General features: G+C 57.6%; 14 protein-coding genes. 8 read left to right on the plus strand and 6 right to left on the minus strand.

Annotated elements, in window-relative coordinates:
- Positions 1-95: 95 nt before the first annotated feature.
- The 4 genes from rep to SOJ49_RS18915 all read right to left on the minus strand — a co-directional run bounded on the left by rep (position 96) and on the right by SOJ49_RS18915 (position 5,426).
- The gene (rep, locus tag SOJ49_RS18900; RefSeq protein ID WP_369856020.1) at positions 96-2,123 is read right to left on the minus strand and encodes a DNA helicase Rep; all 2,028 of its coding nucleotides are present in this window, start codon (positions 2,121-2,123) and stop codon (positions 96-98) included.
- Between the two features lie 56 nt (positions 2,124-2,179).
- Positions 2,180-2,410, minus strand: a complete 231-nt coding sequence (locus tag SOJ49_RS18905; protein WP_369856021.1) for a hypothetical protein — start codon at positions 2,408-2,410, stop codon at positions 2,180-2,182.
- Between the two features lie 81 nt (positions 2,411-2,491).
- Complete coding sequence (locus SOJ49_RS18910; RefSeq protein ID WP_369856022.1) at positions 2,492-3,709, minus strand: YbfB/YjiJ family MFS transporter; 1,218 nt, start codon at positions 3,707-3,709, stop codon at positions 2,492-2,494.
- Between the two features lie 193 nt (positions 3,710-3,902).
- Positions 3,903-5,426, minus strand: coding sequence for a YifB family Mg chelatase-like AAA ATPase (locus SOJ49_RS18915; protein ID WP_369856023.1), 1,524 nt, complete (start codon positions 5,424-5,426; stop codon positions 3,903-3,905).
- Between the two features lie 232 nt (positions 5,427-5,658).
- Between SOJ49_RS18915 and SOJ49_RS18920 the strand changes: the two genes are divergently transcribed.
- On the plus strand, positions 5,659-8,355 hold the full coding sequence (locus SOJ49_RS18920; RefSeq protein WP_369856024.1) for a S8 family peptidase: 2,697 nt from the start codon (positions 5,659-5,661) through the stop codon (positions 8,353-8,355).
- A gap of 121 nt (positions 8,356-8,476) precedes the next feature.
- On the opposite strand, the gene SOJ49_RS18925 is transcribed toward SOJ49_RS18920, so the two are convergent.
- Positions 8,477-9,334 (minus strand): SDR family oxidoreductase, encoded by an 858-nt coding sequence (locus SOJ49_RS18925; protein ID WP_369856025.1) that lies wholly within the window; start codon positions 9,332-9,334, stop codon positions 8,477-8,479.
- A 107-nt stretch (positions 9,335-9,441) separates the two neighbouring features.
- Here SOJ49_RS18925 and SOJ49_RS18930 point away from each other — a divergent pair, with 107 nt between their 5' ends.
- The 7 genes from SOJ49_RS18930 to SOJ49_RS18960 all read left to right on the plus strand — a co-directional run bounded on the left by SOJ49_RS18930 (position 9,442) and on the right by SOJ49_RS18960 (position 16,871).
- A complete protein-coding gene (locus tag SOJ49_RS18930) occupies positions 9,442-9,885 on the plus strand; it encodes a winged helix-turn-helix transcriptional regulator (protein WP_369856026.1) in 444 nt (147 codons plus the stop codon).
- Entirely contained in the window at positions 9,882-11,063 is a 1,182-nt protein-coding gene (locus tag SOJ49_RS18935; protein ID WP_369856027.1) for an asparaginase domain-containing protein, read from the plus strand. The genes SOJ49_RS18930 and SOJ49_RS18935 overlap by 4 nt, the downstream gene beginning before the upstream one ends.
- 290 nt (positions 11,064-11,353) lie before the next feature.
- A complete protein-coding gene (locus SOJ49_RS18940) occupies positions 11,354-11,821 on the plus strand; it encodes a (2Fe-2S)-binding protein (protein WP_369856028.1) in 468 nt (155 codons plus the stop codon).
- Positions 11,818-14,220, plus strand: coding sequence for a molybdopterin cofactor-binding domain-containing protein (locus SOJ49_RS18945; RefSeq protein WP_369856029.1), 2,403 nt, complete (start codon positions 11,818-11,820; stop codon positions 14,218-14,220). The genes SOJ49_RS18940 and SOJ49_RS18945 overlap by 4 nt, the downstream gene beginning before the upstream one ends.
- Positions 14,207-15,268: an XdhC family protein gene (locus SOJ49_RS18950; RefSeq protein WP_369856030.1), complete on the plus strand. Its 1,062-nt coding sequence runs from the start codon at positions 14,207-14,209 to the stop codon at positions 15,266-15,268. Before SOJ49_RS18945 ends, SOJ49_RS18950 begins: the two co-directional genes overlap by 14 nt.
- Complete coding sequence (locus tag SOJ49_RS18955) at positions 15,255-15,893, plus strand: NTP transferase domain-containing protein (protein ID WP_369856031.1); 639 nt, start codon at positions 15,255-15,257, stop codon at positions 15,891-15,893. Before SOJ49_RS18950 ends, SOJ49_RS18955 begins: the two co-directional genes overlap by 14 nt.
- Positions 15,894-15,971: 78 nt before the next feature.
- A complete protein-coding gene (locus tag SOJ49_RS18960) occupies positions 15,972-16,871 on the plus strand; it encodes a LysR substrate-binding domain-containing protein (protein WP_369856032.1) in 900 nt (299 codons plus the stop codon).
- A 198-nt stretch (positions 16,872-17,069) separates the two neighbouring features.
- Here the strand turns inward: SOJ49_RS18960 and SOJ49_RS18965 are convergent, their stop codons facing one another.
- On the minus strand, positions 17,070-18,122 hold the full coding sequence (locus SOJ49_RS18965; RefSeq protein WP_369856033.1) for an NAD(P)-dependent alcohol dehydrogenase: 1,053 nt from the start codon (positions 18,120-18,122) through the stop codon (positions 17,070-17,072).
- Positions 18,123-18,136 lie beyond the last annotated feature (14 nt).

Genomic DNA, 18,136 nt, shown 5'->3' on the forward strand with positions numbered 1-18,136 from the left:
ATTGCGGATAATTGCGTAGGGCCCGGTTCCGGCCGTATGGTGGGTGTCCGCGTTAGCTCCTGTGGGTGTCCGCGTTGGCTCCTACAAATCCCCGCCTACAAATCCCCAAACAGGTTTTTCAGCCCGGCCAGGGTTTCTTGGCCGCGCTGTTTTTGCTGTTCCGGGGTGGTTTCGGTTTTGCCTTCCCATTCAATATCGTCCGGCGGCAGTTCGTCGAGGAAACGGGAGTGGGTGGTATCGGAGACATCGCCATACTGACGGCGCTTACCGGCGTAGGTGAGGGTTAACGAACGTTTGGCGCGGGTGATGCCTACGTACATCAGGCGGCGTTCTTCTTCGATGGTGTCGGCTTCGATGGCGTTGCGGTGCGGCATCAGTTCTTCTTCCATGCCGACGATGTAAACGTGGGGGTACTCCAGACCTTTGGAAGCGTGCAGGGTCATCAGCTGCACCTGGTCGGAGTCGTCGTCGTTTTCCTGCTGTTCCAGCATGTCACGCAAGATCAGTTTGCCAACGGCGTCTTCGATGGTGACTTCGTCACCGACTTCTTCGGCTTTGTCGATCATTTTCTGGATGGAGTCCACCAGAAACCAGACGTTTTTCATCCGCCGTTCTGCCTGGTTTGGCGTTGCGGAGCTTTGCGCCAGATGGCCTTCGTAATCGATGTCTTCGATCATTTCCTTGATGGCAGCAATGGCGTCGTCACTGTAGGCATTACGGGTGATGCCTGCCAGCCAATGACCAAAACGGCGCAACCGATCCACGGCTTTGGGAGTCAGCAGTTGCTCAAGGCCCATTTCAGTGGTGGCCGACAGCATGCTGGTGCCACGCTTCATGGCGTATTCGCTGAGCTTTTCGATAGTGGTCGGGCCGATTTCCCGGCGCGGGGTGTTGATGATGCGCAGGAAGGCGGCGTCATCGCTGGGGTTAATCAGCAGCCGCAGGTAGCCCATGATGTCTTTGATTTCGTTGCGACCAAAAAACGACTGGCCACCACTGATCTTGTACGGCACCTGAAACCCTTGCAGTTTCATTTCCATCATCCGGCTTTGATGGTTGCCGCGATACAGTACGGCAAAGTCCTTGTAGCCTGCGCCGTACCGCAGCCGCCGTTCGACAATTTCGGAAGCAATACGCTCGGCTTCGATTTCGTCGTTGCGGCATTTGAGAATACGGATCGGGTCGCCGTAGCCCATATCGGACCAGAGCCGCTTCTGGAACTCGTGGGGGTTATTGTCGATCACGCGGTTGGCGGCGTTCAGAATCAGGCCGGTGGAGCGGTAGTTTTGCTCCAGCTTGACGACCTTCAGGGTCGGAAAATCCTGTTTCAGCAACGACAGGTTTTCCGGCCGTGCACCACGCCAGGCATAAATCGATTGGTCGTCGTCGCCAACCACGGTCAGCCCGGTGCGATGCCCCACCAGCGACTTGACCATTTCGTACTGGGAGGTGTTGGTGTCCTGGTATTCGTCCACCAGCAGGTAGCGGATTTTTTTCTGCCAGCGCGTTAGTACATCAGGAAAATCGCGGAACAGCAGCGTTGGCACCATGATCAGGTCGTCAAAATCCACCGCGTTGTAGGCTTTCAGCATGCGCTGGTAAATCGAGTAGGTCTGGGCAATCAGCATTTCTTGCTGGCTTTGTGCCTGCTGGATGGCGTCGGCCGGAGCGATCAGGTCGTTCTTGAGGTTGGAAATGGTGCTTTGCACCAGCTCGACCATATCGCCGTCATCACCGTGTTCGCGTTGCATCACGTCACGGATAATACCCTTGCAGTCGTCCTGGTCGAGGATGGAAAAGCCAGCCTTGTAGCCCGAAGCGGCCAGCTCCTGGCGGATAATATTAAGACCCAGGTTGTGGAAGGTCGAGACCGTTAATCCGCGCGCGCCACCTTTGCCGGTCAGGGCGGTGACCCGCTCTTTCATTTCGCGGGCGGCCTTGTTGGTAAAGGTCACGGCGGCAATATGGTGAGACTTGATGCCACAGGCATCGATCAGGTAGGCGATCTTGCGAGTGATCACACTGGTTTTGCCGGAACCGGCACCTGCGAGTACCAGCAGCGGGCCATCAACGTATTTGGCGGCTTCGCGTTGACGGGGATTGAGTTGGGTTAAATCGACCACGTAATGTCCTCTGAATCAGGCCTGCATTCTAGCTCAGAGGCGCAATAAAATCAGGCTCAGCTGTCGGGTTTGCGAGCTTGTCCGTCGAGCGGTTCGGCCGCATCCGACGGCCCGAAGAACAGCTTATTATGAAATGGGCTGGGCGTATTCTCGTGATAGCTCAACAACAGCCAGACGATGAGACCCACGACGACCAGCAAGATCATCAGACCCGCCAATGGCCCGCGTGGCGGTTTCGGGGTTGGTTTGTGCTTGCCCTTGGGGTCATCCGACATGAGGTTATTCATCCACACTGTTTTCTACAGTGTGGATCAAGCGCCAGCGATTGCCAGTATCGACGCCACCACCAGGGAGCCGCGATCGTCGTGCTACGCGGTTGACGCGTGCGGACGGTTTTCCGGTTCCAGCCAATGGGTCAGCACTAACAGCAACATCCCCACCATCATCACCGCCGTTGTAACCAGCAACGCCATTTCGTATTTGCCCGTGAGCGTCATAACATAACCGGTCATCGCCGGAGCCACCATTTGCGACACGCTGTAGCTCAGAGTCAGCCCCGCCATGGCACTGGCGGGATTATGAGGGAAGCGACGGCCAATCAGCGTCAGCGTCAGGTTCACAATGCCCACAAAGGTCCCACCCCAGAGCGCAGCACTGATCAGATTAACCGCCAGGTTGTCGCTGATCGCGGGCAACAGCATCGACAGGGTTTGTAGGCCATAAGCCAGTAACAGCGCCGGAATTTGTCCGAGACCATGGGCCACCTTGTCCCACAAAAAGGTCGATGGCGTCGCCGCCAGACCAACGACAATCCAGACCCAGGCACCGTTACCCGACAACAACGGCAGCGCTTCCAGAATATCGACGATAAACGTCGCGCCGACCACATAGCCACATCCGGCACAGAAGTAAGCTGCCACCATTAACATCAGCCAGCGCCGGGAGGTGGCAGTCGTCGGTGTATGAGCGGGTGCACTACCAGCCTGCAGCACTTCCGGGCGCGGCATCCAGCGCCAGGCCGGAATAAAAAACAGCATGCCCAATATGCCCAGCCCGATCCATTGTTGATCCCAGCTAAGCCAACCCGCCATGCCCGTGACACCCAGGCCAGACACGATAATCCCCAGCCCGGCACCGGTAAAATGCAGCCCCAGCTGGGGCCGATGCCGATGGCGTATCAGCCAGTTCAGCACCAACCCGGAAGCCAGCAATAAACCGGCAATGCCGGAAAAGCCCCCGACCAGACGCAACAGCATCCAGCCGACCGGATGACTGACAAAACCCATTGCCAGGGTACTGACCACCGCCAGCACCAGACAGAGCCGATAAAGGTGGTACTTGCGCAACGGATCCTTGATCAGGGTCGCCATCAATGCACCAGCGGTGTAACCGATATAAATAAAAGTCGCCAGCCAGCCACCGATCAAGGGCGACATGCCCGCCTCCAGCTGCATTACCGGCAGCAGCGGGGTATAAGCAAAACGCGCCAGACCGACACTGAGAATCAGCGCACACACACCCGCAAAAACAACGCGGTAGCGCTCTGCGTCGCTGGTCAGCGGCGCGTCATGATCGGATGTTTGCACAGGATATTTCCCTTTATTGTTGTTATCAGATACCTACGTGAATAATCACACAACCACGTCAGCCACCGGAGTGTACGGCTCCCGTCCATTATCTGCATTAAAATGCAGGGTCACGTAGGGCCCGGCTCCGTCCGTGGCCGTATTACGGATTCGTATTGCGTGGCCGTTATTAGGACAGCCACGGAGGGCGTCCCTACGTCTCGGAGGCTCGGATAAACCGATCCAGACTGCGATAACCAACCGCTTCCAGCAAATGCGGACGACCAATCTGCTCAGCCCCATCAAGGTCGGCAATCGTGCGCGCCAACTTGAGTACCCGGTGATAGCCCCGCGCACTGAGGTTGAGTTTTTCCACCGCCGCCAGAAACCAGACACTGTCGGCCTCGGCCAACTGGCAGACCCGATCACGTTCGTTGCCGCCCAGTTCGGCATTGCAGCAACCCTGTCGGTGCAACTGCCGTTGGCGTGCGACCAGAACCCGTTGCTGAACCGCCGCACTGCTTTCGCCAGGGGCTGACTGATGCAGCAGCGCCGCCGGAATCGCGGGCACCTCGACATGCAGATCAATACGGTCGAGCAAGGGGCCGGATGCCTGGCCCTGATAACGCCGTACTTGTTCTTCGTTGCAACGACACCGGCCAGACGGATCACCAAAATAGCCACACGGACAGGGGTTCATTGCCGCCACCAGCTGAAACCGGGCCGGAAAGGTGACGCTGCGCTGCGCACGACTGATCACAATTCGGCCACTTTCCAGCGGCTCTCGCAGTACATCCAGCACCTTGCGGCTGTATTCTGGCAATTCGTCCAGAAACAATACTCCGGCATGTGCCAGTGAAATCTCTCCCGGCCGGGGGTTACTGCCACCGCCCACCAGCGCCACCCCTGAGGCGGTATGATGCGGCGCTCGAAATGGCCGCCGCCGCCAGCGTTCGAGCCAGCCCTCGCCCGACGTGGAGATCGAATACACCGAGGCCGATACCAGCGCATCTTCCTCGTTCATTGGCGGCAGAATGCCGGGCAAGCGGCTGGCCAGCATGGTTTTTCCTGTGCCCGGCGGGCCGATAAACAGCAGGTTATGTTGCCCCGCTGCGGCGATTTCCAACGCCCGGCGTGCTTGTGGCTGGCCCCGGACATCGGCCAAATCCGGAACATCCAGCAGCCCTCCGCTACCTCCTGGCGTCGGCAAGACGTCCGTCAGGGCTCCCTTGCCAAGCAGATAATTAACCACCTCCGTTAACGAGCGAGCCGTCAGCGCCCGGCCGGTATGAGTCAGAGCCACTTCACCGGCATTGCCGTCACTGAGTACCAACGTTCTTTGTGCCTGTCCGCATTGCACCGCACTGGGCAAAGCGCCACTGATCGGCCGCAATTCACCGTTCAGTGCCAGTTCACCCAGAAATTCATGATGGTCCAGTGCGACGGCGGGAATCTGCCCGGATGCCGCCAGAATGCCCAGCGCAATCGCCAGATCAAACCGCCCGCCGTCTTTGGGTAAATCGGCGGGTGCCAGATTAATCGTGATACGTTTGGAAGGAAATTCGTAATCGCAGGTGAGCAAGGCACTGCGTACCCTGTCCTTGCTTTCTCGTACCGCCGCTTCCGGCATGCCGACCAGACTGAGTGATGGCAGCCCACCCGACAGGTGCACTTCAACCCGAACTTCGGGAGACTCTACGCCCAGCTGGGCGCGGGTAAATACCGATGCAAATGACATACGCGTTCCTTGCCTGTCAGATAGAGACGTCAAAGACTAGCGCGAGTGCACCGCAAGGAACAGTCGCAGCGACTAAAAAACGCCTTTGTCCGGCGTGTAAACAAACATCAAGATGCCCGCGCAAGGGCAGGTTTGTTGTAACGATTATGGTAGATTCACGATCTGTGATGACTGTCCGGCGTGTGAATTTCTGAGTACGACACCACACGCCCCAATATCCCCGGAGAAATTTATGTCGGCCAGACGCTGGTTCATCAACCCTATCACCCTGAGCCTGATAGCCGTTGCCCTACAGGGCTGCGGCAGTGGCAGTAGTGCTATTACCAGCAGTGACGATGACGACGGCAGCGGCACAGAGCCGGAAACCCATGCCGTCAGCGGTACCGTCAGTGCCGCCAGCAATACCCTGGTCGATAGCGACATCAACGACATTTATGCCGACTACAGCAGTAACAACTCCCTCGCAACCGCGCAAGCCATTACCAACCTGGTGACGGTACAGGGGTTTGTCACCAAGTCCGGAACCCGGGGCCGGATTTCGGGAGCAGCCTCACTGGAACGGTTTGCCGATAGCGCCGACCAGGAAGATTATTACGCTGCCAGCCTGCAAGCCGGACAGACCATTGTCGTCCATGTCGTCGATGACAGCAGCAACCCTAATGCGCTCTACAACGGCGATGTGGATATTCAGCTGATTGATGACACCGGCAACAGCGTTGCTTCGTCGATTTCCACCTCCACTTATGAATCGATGACGGTGCCCACCAGCGGTGACTATTACATTCGCGTCTATGCCTATGACGGCACCAGCAAATATGTGATGTCGATTACCACTTCCAGCAGCTCGGTAGCCAACCGTCTGGCGGCCACTAACACGACCACTGGCACGGCCATCAGCGACGATTTTGTCAGCAACCAGATGCTGATCCAGATGAAACCGACCAGCTTGCTATCCGCCAGCAATCTGGTCAGCAACAAGCTGACCAACAGTGGCATCAAGACCTTATCGACCAGCACAATGGGCAAGCAACGACCTGCCCTGCTGAGCTTTGATGCCTCTGCCAGCAGCGTTCTGGCCCTCGCCACCACCACATCTCAACTCCCGGCAGAAAGCGGTAACTATCAGCAAAAATTTGCCACCCTGATGGCCATCAAACAGGTGGCAGAACAGGATGATGTCCTGCTGGCCGAACCTAACTACCTCCGCACCGCCTTCGCCACTCCTAACGACCGCCGTTACAATGAACAATGGAACTACAGCGCCATCGACCTGCCATTGGCCTGGGAGTTGAGCACCGGTGAGCGCAGTGATGGCACCGACGTTGTTGTTGCCGTGGTCGATACCGGCGTGTTTCTCAGTCACAGCGACCTGTCCGGTCAGTTAACCAGCGACGGCTACGACTTTATCTCGTCCAGCAGTAATGCCAACGACGGTGATGGCATCGACAACAACCCGGATGATCCCGGCGACAACACCACCGCCGGACTCAGCTCCTGGCACGGCACCCATGTGGCAGGCACCATTGCCGCCAGCACCAATAACAACCTCGGCGTCGCCGGTATCGCCTGGGCCGCCAAAATCATGCCGGTGCGGGTACTGGGCCTGCAGGGTGGCACCAGCTACGACATTTTGCAGGGCATGTATTACGCGGCGGGACTCAGTAATGACAGTGGCACGGTACCGGATCAGCCAGCCGATATTATCAACCTCAGCCTCGGCGGCACCAGTCGCTCCCAGGCGGAGCAGAATGCCATTACCGCAATTCACGATGCGGGGGTGATCATCGTCGCGGCATCGGGCAACGACGGTAATTCAACAGTGAACTATCCCGCCGGTTATACCGATGTCATTGCCGTTGGTGCCACCGACGCGGCGGATAATATCGCCTACTACTCCAGCTATGGCAGTCACCTCGATCTGGCGGCACCCGGTGGCGATACCAACCGCGACCTCAACAACGACGGCTATCAGGACGGTATTCTCAGCACCCTGGTCAACGACAGCAGCGGCACCCGGCGCAGCAGCTACGGCTACTACAATGGCACCTCCATGGCCGCGCCTCATGTCGCCGGTGTGATTGCCCTGATGAAAGCAGTCTATCCGGAACTGACCCCCGACAACCTGGACAGCCTGATTGCCAGTGGCAGCATCAGTGATGACCTCGGCGATAGCGGCCACGACAACGACTTTGGCTATGGCCGGATCAACGCTCTGAAGGCGGTTAACGCCGCACTGGAGCTGGCCACCACCGGCACCGTGGTGCTGCCGGTCTTGCTGCAAACCAGCCCCTCGCTGATGTCGATTGGCAGCACTGACAGCGCCCGCTTTACCCTTACCAATGCGGGCGGCGGCGAACCCGCCATCACCAGCGTCAGCGCAACCGCCAGCTGGTTGAGCGTAACTCCCGAGACGATCGACGCGCAGGGCTTTGGCAGTTATCTGGTCAGCGTGACACGGACAGACCTCGCCGATGGTTACTACAGCGATAAAATCACCATCACCAGCAACACGGGCAACAGCGTGACATTAAGCGTCAATATGACCGTGGGCACCATCACCGGAGACGGTGAACTGACCATACAATACGTTCTGTTTATGGACAGCAACGGCGATGTGGTTGAGGAAGCCGTCACCAACAGCGACGGCAGCTTTACGGCAAGCGTAACAGCCGGAGACTACGTGCTGTACGTGGGTTCGGATATTGATGTCGACTACGTGATTTGTACCGATGGTGAGACCTGCGGTGCTTACCCGACACTCAACAACCCGGAAACCGTGACCGTGAGTGATAGCCCGGTGAGCGGACTGGCCATGACCGTATCGATTCAGACACCGACGGTAACCGACACCGACACCACCAGCTCGGCATCCGCGCTGCTGCAACGCAGTGGCAGCCTGGCCCGACAGCGATCCCTCACGCTCCCGTGAGACCAGAACAACCGCAGAGGCTCCGTCCTCTGCGGTTGGCAAGTTTGATAGCTGTTGCGGTATTCAGTAACCACCGGTACTGCCAGCATTTTCACACCAGAACGTGGAAACGCGAGATCGACTACACAGCCAACGCTATCTTGACCATCTCCGCCAACGGTGTGGTCGGGCGTCCGATCAGTTGACTCAGGGTCTTGCTGTCATCAAACAACCCGCCTTTTGATGCGCCGGTATCCGACTCCGCCAGCAGGGTCGCGATATAATCGGGCAAACCAGCCCCCATCAAGGCCGCAGCGTAGTCTGCTTCGGGCATATTCTGATACACAATGGCCTTACCAGTCTGGCCTGCAATCTCGGCTGCCAGCGCGGTCAGCGTGTAGGCGTCATCACCCGCCAATTCATAGACCTTGCCCGCCTGCGGCGCGGTGGATGTCAGCACCGCAGCGGCAGCGGCAGCGTAATCCGCCCGTGCTGCCGAGGCGATACGACCTTCCCCGGCGCACCCAAAAACCATGCCGTGCTCCAGTGCCACCGGCACGCTGGCAGTATAGTTTTCGGTGTACCAGCCATTACGCAGTAACACATACGGCACACTGGACTCGGCCAACGCCTGCTCGGTTTGCTGGTGCTCCAGAGCCAGCGGTAACGGTGACTCGGCAGCATGCAGAATACTGGTGTACGCCAGCAATCCAACTCCTGCCGCCTGCGCAGCAGCAATCACATTCTGGTGCTGGGGAAAACGCTGCCCCACTTCGCTGGAAGAAATCAGCAGTACCTTGTCAGCGCCTTCAAACGCCGCTGCCAGTGTCGCTGGCTGGCTATAATCCGCCGCTCTCACGACCACCCCCAGAGCCGCCAGGTCGGCCACTTTTTCAGGGTTGCGTACCGCCGCCACAATCTCTGCCGCAGGCAGTGTTTGCAGCAATGCGTCGATCACCAGACGGCCCAGCTGGCCGGATGCACCTGTTACAACAATCATGATCATTCCTCTTTTTTGGTTGGCGAGTATTCATCGAATGACAACAGGCTAGCTCTAATGCTAACTTTAAGTAAGTACCAACAAAAAGGTAAGTATGGAAATATATCATGACGAATACAGAACCGAGCACCACTCTCGACCAGGATCTCCCCCTTACCGAACGGTTAAGAACCGGCAACCTGTTCGCTGTTCCTTGCCCTTCAAGGGATGTACTCAAACACGTGTGTAGCCGCTGGGGAGTGCTGATACTGATCTCCCTGCGTGATGGAACACACCGATTCAGTGAACTCCGCAAACGCATCGGGGGCGTCAGTGAAAAAATGCTGGCCCAGAGCCTGCAAGCACTGGAGCAGGATGGCTTTGTTGAACGGATTGCCTATCCGGTGGTACCGCCTCATGTTGAATACAGCCTGACAACCAGCGGCGAAGAAGTCGCACGCCTGGTGGCCGCCCTGGCCGACTGGATTGAAATGAATATGCCACGTATTGCCGGTATCGCGGATACGCCACAGCAGAGCGACCAGCTCACACCTGGCGAGACTTCCCAATGAAAAAACGCCTGCTCATTGTGTATACCGGCGGCACCATCGGTATGGCCCAAAGTGCTCAGGGTTACGCCCCGGTGAGCGGCTTTGGCGAACAACTGGCGCTGTACCTGCCAACAACCCGCTACCCGGCACTGCCCGAATTTGAAGTGCTGGAGCTTGAAACCCTGATCGACAGCGCCAACCTGACGCCCGCAGACTGGCCAAGAATTGCCCGGCCACTGCAACAGCATTGGCACCACTATGATGGCTTTATCGTGCTGCACGGCACCGACACCATGGCCTACACCGCTTCGGCACTGTCTTTTATACTGGGAGCCATCAACAAACCCGTGGTGATTACCGGCTCGCAGATTCCTCTGGTCGAAGCCAATAGCGACGCCGTAGACAACCTGCTCCACAGCCTGCTACTGGCGTCATCAGATGCCTTGCCAGAAGTGTATCTCTGCTTTTATGGCCGGGTATTACGCGGTAATCGCAGCGTCAAGGTCAACGCCAACCAGCGGGACGCCTTCGACTCTCCCAATTATCCCTGGCTAGGGACGGTCAATAGTAACCACGGCTGCCAACTCCCGCAGACACAACGCCGCTTGCCGTCGACATCTTCACCAACCACTCCGACTCCGACTCCGACTCCGACTCCGACTCCAGCACCAGCACCAGCACCAGCACCAGCACCAGCACCAGCACCAGCAACCACGGTCTCAGTAAAACCACACTTGGCCACTGCGGCGGGGGTTAACCTCCCGGCGTTTAACCTGCCAGAGTTTCAGCCTGACGCCGTCACCGTACTGACCCTGTACCCCGGCATCAGCGCCGACATCGTCAAGGCCATGCTGAATGCAACACCCGTTCGGGCAATGATCCTGCGCAGCTATGGCGTTGGCAACCCACCGGATAACAACCAGGCACTGATCACGGCACTGGAACACGCCAGCCAACGCGGTGTGGTGATTCTGAACCTGAGTCAGTGCCAACACGGCCGAGTGATTCAGGGAACCTACGCCACCGGCGCAACGTTAAACCGCATTGGCGTAATCAGCGGGGTCGATCTGACCCTGGAAGCCGCCTTCGCCAAACTGCACTGGCTGCTAGCAACAGGGGGCAGCACCGAAGTTATTCGACAACAGATCGCCACTCCGATCTGCGGAGAATGCAGCCCGAGGATTCATGAGACAGGCTAATAAGAGCTAGCGAATTCCATCTATATCATCGACAAAAACAGCCTGTGAGAATGATGGCCGGATCAGGCGTTGATGCAGAGCTTCTCAACGCCTGTTTTTTTGCATGATCAACTCCCCGTTTGCAGCACGACCAGAAGCTCCAATGCTGAATCGCTGGCAGGCTCACTCATCAAAACACGCCGTTCCACCAACAGGCAGTGTCGGATATCCACAAGGTGTGCTGCACTGACGATGCAACAGCCAGTCCTGTTCAGCCGTGCTAGCCAATACCACGTCATAAGGGAAAGCTCATGATTTCACTCACAATCAACGGCACACCGCATCAGCTAACCGTGCCTGAAGACACCCCGATCCTCTGGGTGCTGCGCGATACTTTAAAAATGACGGGCACCCGCTTCGGTTGCGGCATGGCACTGTGTGGCGCTTGCACCGTGCATATGGATGGTCAGTCGATTCGTTCCTGCTCGACACCAATCAGCTTCGCCAACGGAAAACACCTTACCACCATTGAAGCCATGGCAAATGACACTGTTGGTCGACACGTTCAGGATGCCTGGATGGATGAAGCCGTCGCCCAGTGTGGCTATTGTCAGAGCGGTCAGATCATGAGTGCGGTTGCCCTGCTGAAGTCCAATCCCAATCCGACAGAAGCCGATATTAGTAACGCCATGAACGGCAATATCTGTCGCTGTGGCACCTATACCCGCATCCGCAAGGCCATTCATCGTGCGGCTTTATATACGGAGGTGAAGGCATGAACTCTTCATCCAAGACGGATACGTTATTACTGGCCAATGTCAGCCGTCGGGGCCTGTTAAAAGGCCTTGGGGCTGCAGGTGCTCTGGTGCTTGCGGCCCGCTGGGATCTGGTCACGGCTGACGTGCCAAAATACGGTGCGGATGCCATGCCGAATGGCTGGGTAGACAACCCGAATGTATTTATCAGCATTGCCACCGATGGCAAGGTCACCATTGTGAACCATCGTGCCGAAATGGGTCAGGGCATCCGTACCAGTATCGTGATGGTCATTGCCGATGAGATGGGAGCGGATTGGTCAGAGGTAAAAGTCAAGCAAGCACTTGCCGACGAAGCCCGCTATGGCAATCAGAACACCGACGGCTCGCGCTCCATGCGGCATTTCTTTGAGCCGCTACGACGCTGTGGTGCTGCTGCCCGAATCATGCTGGAGCAAGCTGCAGCACAGCAGTGGCAAGTTGCCGTCACCGACTGTAAAACTACCGTTCACCAGGTTGTTCACACCCCAACCGGTCGCACCTTATCGTTTGGTGAGCTGGCCACGCGGGCGTCGGAACTGGCCGTGCCAGAGCGGCAGTCGCTGACGTTAAAAACCCCGGATCAGTGGCGTTACATCAACAAACAGCCTGAGCAATTTCCGCAAGGCACCACAGAAAAAACCGGTCAGCCCATGGCCATTGATGGCCGCGACATCGTCTCTGGCAAGGCCGTTTATGGGGCAGATGTCATACTTGATAACATGCTGTTCGCCGTGATTGCCCGCCCCCCGGTGTACGGTGCCAGCCTCCAATCGGTCGACGCTAGCGCAGCATTAAAAGTTGCCGGTGTCGTTAAAGTCGTGCAACTGCCAACCGCCAGCATGCCATCTGCATTTGCTCCTCTGGGCGGTGTTGCTGTTGTGGCAGACAGCACCTGGGCGGCAATGAAGGGCCGCAACGCCCTGTCGATCGAGTGGGACAACCGTAGCGCCGGAGACAATGCCCACTACGATTCTGTCGCGTTCAAGGCGGCCATGGAAGCCGAGTCGTTAAAACCTGGCAAGGTGGCGCGTTCAACCGGCAATATTGAACACGCGCTGGAGCATGCAGATCGCCGTCTGGTCGCCAGTTATTATGCTCCCCACATGGCTCAAGCTCCCATGGAGCCACCGGTGGCGATTGTGCAAATCGAAGGCGACCGTGCCGAAGCCTGGGCACCGGTCCAAAACCCGCAAGCGACCCGTGACGGCATCGCCGGAAGGCTGTCTCTCAAACCCGAAAACGTGACGGTTCACTCAACCTTGCTGGGCGGCGGTTTTGGCCGCAAAGCCAAGCCGGACTTTGTCTTTGAAGCCGCAGACCTATCCCGCATCATGGCGGGACGCCCTGTACGGGTGCAGTGGAGCCGAGAAGACGACTTGCACCATGGCTTTTTCCATACCGTGTCCCTCGACCGCCTGGAAGCGGCCTTGAACGACGCGGGCAAAGTCACGGGCTGGCGTCATCGGTCGCTGTCTCCCAGTATCATGTCCCTGTTTGCGCCAGACTCCGGTCATATGTCAGACATGGAACTCGCCCAGGGCATCCGCAACATGCCGTTTGATATACCCGCCATTCAACAAGAATCCGGCGAAGCCATGGCTCATCTGCGGATTGGTTGGTTCCGTTCGGTGTACAACATTCCTCACGCCTTTGCGATTCAGAGTTTTGTTGCCGAGCTGGCCGCTGCTGCCGGTCGGGATCATCGTGAATTTCTGCTGGAGCTGCTGGGGCCAGATCGGCAAATTGATCCCCGCAGCCAGAACGAAAGCTGGAATTACCGGGAAGACCCCAAACACTATCCGATCGACACTGCTCGCTATCGGGGCGTGATCGAACATGCTACCCGCGAAGCGGGCTGGCACTCGTCCAGCGGCAGCCAGCGCGGCCCACGCCGGGGTCTTGGCCTGGCAGTACACCACAGCTTTATGTCGTACGCGGCGGTAGTGATGGACGTCGCCGTCAGTGACCGGGGCGAGGTAACGATTCACCGGGTCGACATTGCGTTTGATTGCGGCCCTCAGGTTAATCCGGAGCGGATTCGCTCGCAGCTGGAAGGCGCTTGCCTCATGGGTATAGGCATCGCCTTGATGACGCAAATAACCACCGCCGAAGGTAAAGTGCAACAGGATAACTTTCATAACTACCTGGTGCCGCGCAACAGCCAGGCACCCACTGAAATCCACATACACCCCGTCAATGACCAGCTCAATGTCCCGATCGGCGGGGCCGGTGAGCCAGGGCTGCCACCCGTAGCACCGGCCTTGTGTAATGCCATTTTTGCCGCCACCGGCCAGCGTATTCGCACCTTGCCTGTCGCCGATCAGTTGCAAACCGCCGGAGCGACAGTCAACAGCAGAGATAATGGCCATGCAGTATCTTGACCAGCAGGTTGTCGAACAGGCATTAGCCTGGCTGCGCAGCGGGCAACCGGTCTGGCTCTGTACTGTCTTGTCGACCTTTGGCTCGTCCCCGCGCGAACCCGGTTCGATGATGGTGGCTCGTATTAACCCTCGGACGCAACAGACTGAGCATATCGGCTCGTTGTCGGGTGGTTGTGTTGAAGACGATTTTCTCGATCGGCTGTTAGCCGGTGAGTTTGCAAAACCGGCCGAGATCCTGCGCTACGGTGCCACTTTTGACGCGCTGTCGACGACGGGTGCCAACAGCAAAATCCAGCTGCCTTGCGGGGGGACTCTGGACGTATTGATTGAACGCTGGCCACCCAATGCGGACTCCCTTCAACATGCTCAGGCCATGCTTGATTGCCTGACGGGCAGCCAACCGGCAATTCGGGAAGTGACCCTGAACAATATCGTCGGTGCCGTCAGCAAACGCCAACTGACCCCGGCCCATTCCGCTTTAACCTCACGTCATGACATCCCGATCCACCAGAATAAAACAGGGCGGGTGCAACGACTCGACGGCAGAGTTCGAATACTCATAGGCCCGGCCTGTCGATTAATCATTGCTGGCTTATCTACCGTTGCCAGAGCCTGTGCAGAATTTGCCGTGGCGCTGGGCTATGAGGTGATTGTGTGTGAACCACGCGAAGAGGAACGCCTCGGTTTTAACCTGCCGGGCATTAGGCTCGAGACCCAGATGCCATCGTCGTTTATCCGCCAGGCAGGCCATTGTCATGCGGCTACCGCAGTGGTGGCCATGACGCACGATCCCCGCATTGATGATCTGGCGATGATGGCAGCTGTCAAAACCGCTGCGTTTTATATTGGAGTGATGGGGTCGCGCCGCACCTCGGACGCCCGCGCCGCACGCTTGATGCGGTCTGGCGGTTTGACTGCCGAGCAGGTCGAACGCCTGCATATGCCCATTGGTCTGGCACTGGGCAGTAAGACACCGGCAGAAATTGCTTTGGCGGTAATGGCCGATGTCGTACGCGTACAAAAAGGCCAACCCCGTGACCAACTCTGAAGCAACCGTCGAAAGCCCTCACCGTCAGATACTCGGAGTGGTTATGGCAGCCGGTTACTCCAGCCGGTTTGGCGCGGGTGACAAGCGTATGGCACGCTGGCCCGCGACTGGCCGAACACTGCTGGGTGAAACGATTCATCAGCTCCGACAAGTCTTGGCTGACGTGGTGGTGGTCATTAGGCCTGACGATCAGCCTCAGTCTCTGGGGATACCCGACGACAGCGATATCATCCGCGCACGCCATGCCGAGCAAGGTCTGGGGGCCAGTATTGCCGATGCCCTTGGCGCCATTCAGGCGTCTGCCACATGGAGCCAACGGCACAGCCTTGCCCTGATGCTGGGAGATATGCCCACCATTCAGCCGACCTCTGTGCGCCAGTTATTGCAGCGTGCCAGCAGGCAACACATTGTACGTCCTACCTATCAGGGCAGGCCTGGCCATCCGGTGGTATTTGGTCGGGCATACTGGCCGGCGCTGCGACAATTACCAGCAGCCAGCGGCGCCCGGCAAGTGATTCAACAACACCTGAGTCACGTTCTGCACATTGCGGTTGATGACCCTGGTGTGGTGCAGGACATCGATACGCTTGAAGCCCTGACAGTGGCATCACATCGATCAGTCTGACGGGCGACTTCAACGTTAACGTCAAGACCCACATCGCCTTCCCATTTTCAACCAGCTCCAAGCACAGGTAACGATTTTATGTCCCGCGACCGCTATGGCGAACTACAAGCCTTCCTCAACGTTGCCCGTGAAGGCAGCTTTACCAAGGCTGCCGCGCTGCTGGGCGTTTCCCAATCGGCTCTGAGCCATACCATTCGGGGATTGGAAGCCCATCTGGGAATTCGCCTGTTACACCGCACCACTCGTAGCGTATCGCCCACCGATGCGGGACAGCGGTTGCTTGAGCGCATAGCGCCTCATTTTAATGATATTGATGCTGAAATTGCCGCTATCAGCGCCCTGCGCGACAAGCCTGCTGGCAGTGTGCGAATTTCCGCCAGCGATAATGTCGCTCAAAGCCTCCTCTGGCCCCGACTGGCACCGGTACTGCGCCAATACCCCGACATCCAGCTGGAAATTAATATCGATTTTGCCCTCACCAATATTGTCGAGCGACGTCTGGATGCCGGTGTTCGCCTGGGAGAGCAGCTAGAAAAAGACATGATTGCGGTGCCTATCAGCCCGGCAGTACGCATGGCCGCGATTGCCAGCCCCGGCTACTTCCAGCGCAACCCGATTCCCCAGGTTCCACAAGATTTACTGATGCATAATTGCATCAATTTCCGCCTGCCGACTTACGGCGGCTTGTACGCTTGGGAGTTTGAGAAAGATGGCCGGGAATTGAATATTCAGGTAAAGGGACAGCTCACCTGCAACACCAGCCAACAGGTCGTTGCGGCAGCATTAGATGGCACTGGCATCGGTTTTCTGACCGAAGACACCGCCATCCAATTCCTCCGTGAAGGGAAGTTGATACGCGTACTGGAAGACTGGTGCCCACCCTTTTCCGGCTATCACCTGTACTACCCCAACCGCCGCGAACCAACCCCGGCTTTCCAGATTGTGGTGGAAGCCTTACGTTGGCCACCTCGTTTCTGACGGCGATGCCCATCGGTTGGTATTGGCAGTTGGTATTGGCAGCCGTAAACCAAATGAGGCTACTTTACCGATTCCCACCAGCGGGTAAGCGTTTGCTCGGTATTTGCCGGTTTAACCCGCTCACCGATCACGGGCATCAGCAGCCGATAAGGCTGGCTGATGCTGGCGGCAGCCAGACGCTCCAGCAGGCGACGGCCATCAGCCTTCGAGGGCTGGCATCGATGACATATCAATCACAAAGCGATAACGCACATCGGACTTTTCCAGCCGCTCGTAGGCTTCGTTGATTTGATCCATACGGATCATTTCCACCTCTGGCAAGACACCGGTTTTGCCACAAAAATCGAGCATTTCCTGGGTCTCGGCAACACCGCCAATCAGCGAACCAGCCACCCGGCGGCGGCCCAGAATCATGGGGGCTGTGTGCAATTCCTGCATTAACCCCACCTGACCAACAATCACCAGCGTGCCATCCAGTTCCAATAACGGCATATACGGGTTGATATCGTGTTTTACCGGTACGGTATCAATGATCAATTCAAAACGATCAGCGGCATGCTTCATGGCAGCCGTATCGGTGCTGATCAGCACGGCATCGGCTCCCAAAGCCTTCGCTTCGTCGGCTTTCGACGCACTGCGGGTGATGGCCGTTACGTGCGCGCCCATCGCCGCCGCCAGCTTCACCGCCATATGGCCAAGACCACCGAGGCCAATCACCGCGACCTGACTGCCTGGCCCCACGTTCCAGGTACGCAGCGGTGAATAAGTGGTGATACCGGCACACACCAGCGGTGCGACACGGGCGGTCTCAAGATTTTCGGGCACGCTCAGAACGAATTCTTCACGTACCACCACATGGTTGGAATACCCCCCCATGGTATGACCCATGGCGCTGCCATCTGGCGTATTGTAGGTATCCACCCGGTGGCCACAGTATTGCTCTTCTCCGGCATGGCAGGGTTTGCAATGCTGGCAGCTGTCGACCATACAGCCCACTGCAACCAGGTCACCAATGTTGTATTTGGCCACCTCGCTACCCACCGCCGACACCCGACCAACAATTTCATGACCCGGTACTGCCGGGTATACCGTCCAGCCCCAGTCGTTACGAGCGGTGTGTAAATCCGAGTGGCAGACACCGCAATACAGAATATCAATCGACACATCATTGGCATGAGGTTCACGACGTTCAATGGTCATGGGGGCGAGCAGGGATTCTGCAGTTTGGGCAGCATAACTTGCAGTTTTCATAACAATTCTCTCTT

This window comes from Candidatus Thalassolituus haligoni (assembly GCF_041222825.1).
GTDB lineage: Bacteria > Pseudomonadota > Gammaproteobacteria > Pseudomonadales > Oceanobacteraceae > Oceanobacter > Oceanobacter antarcticus.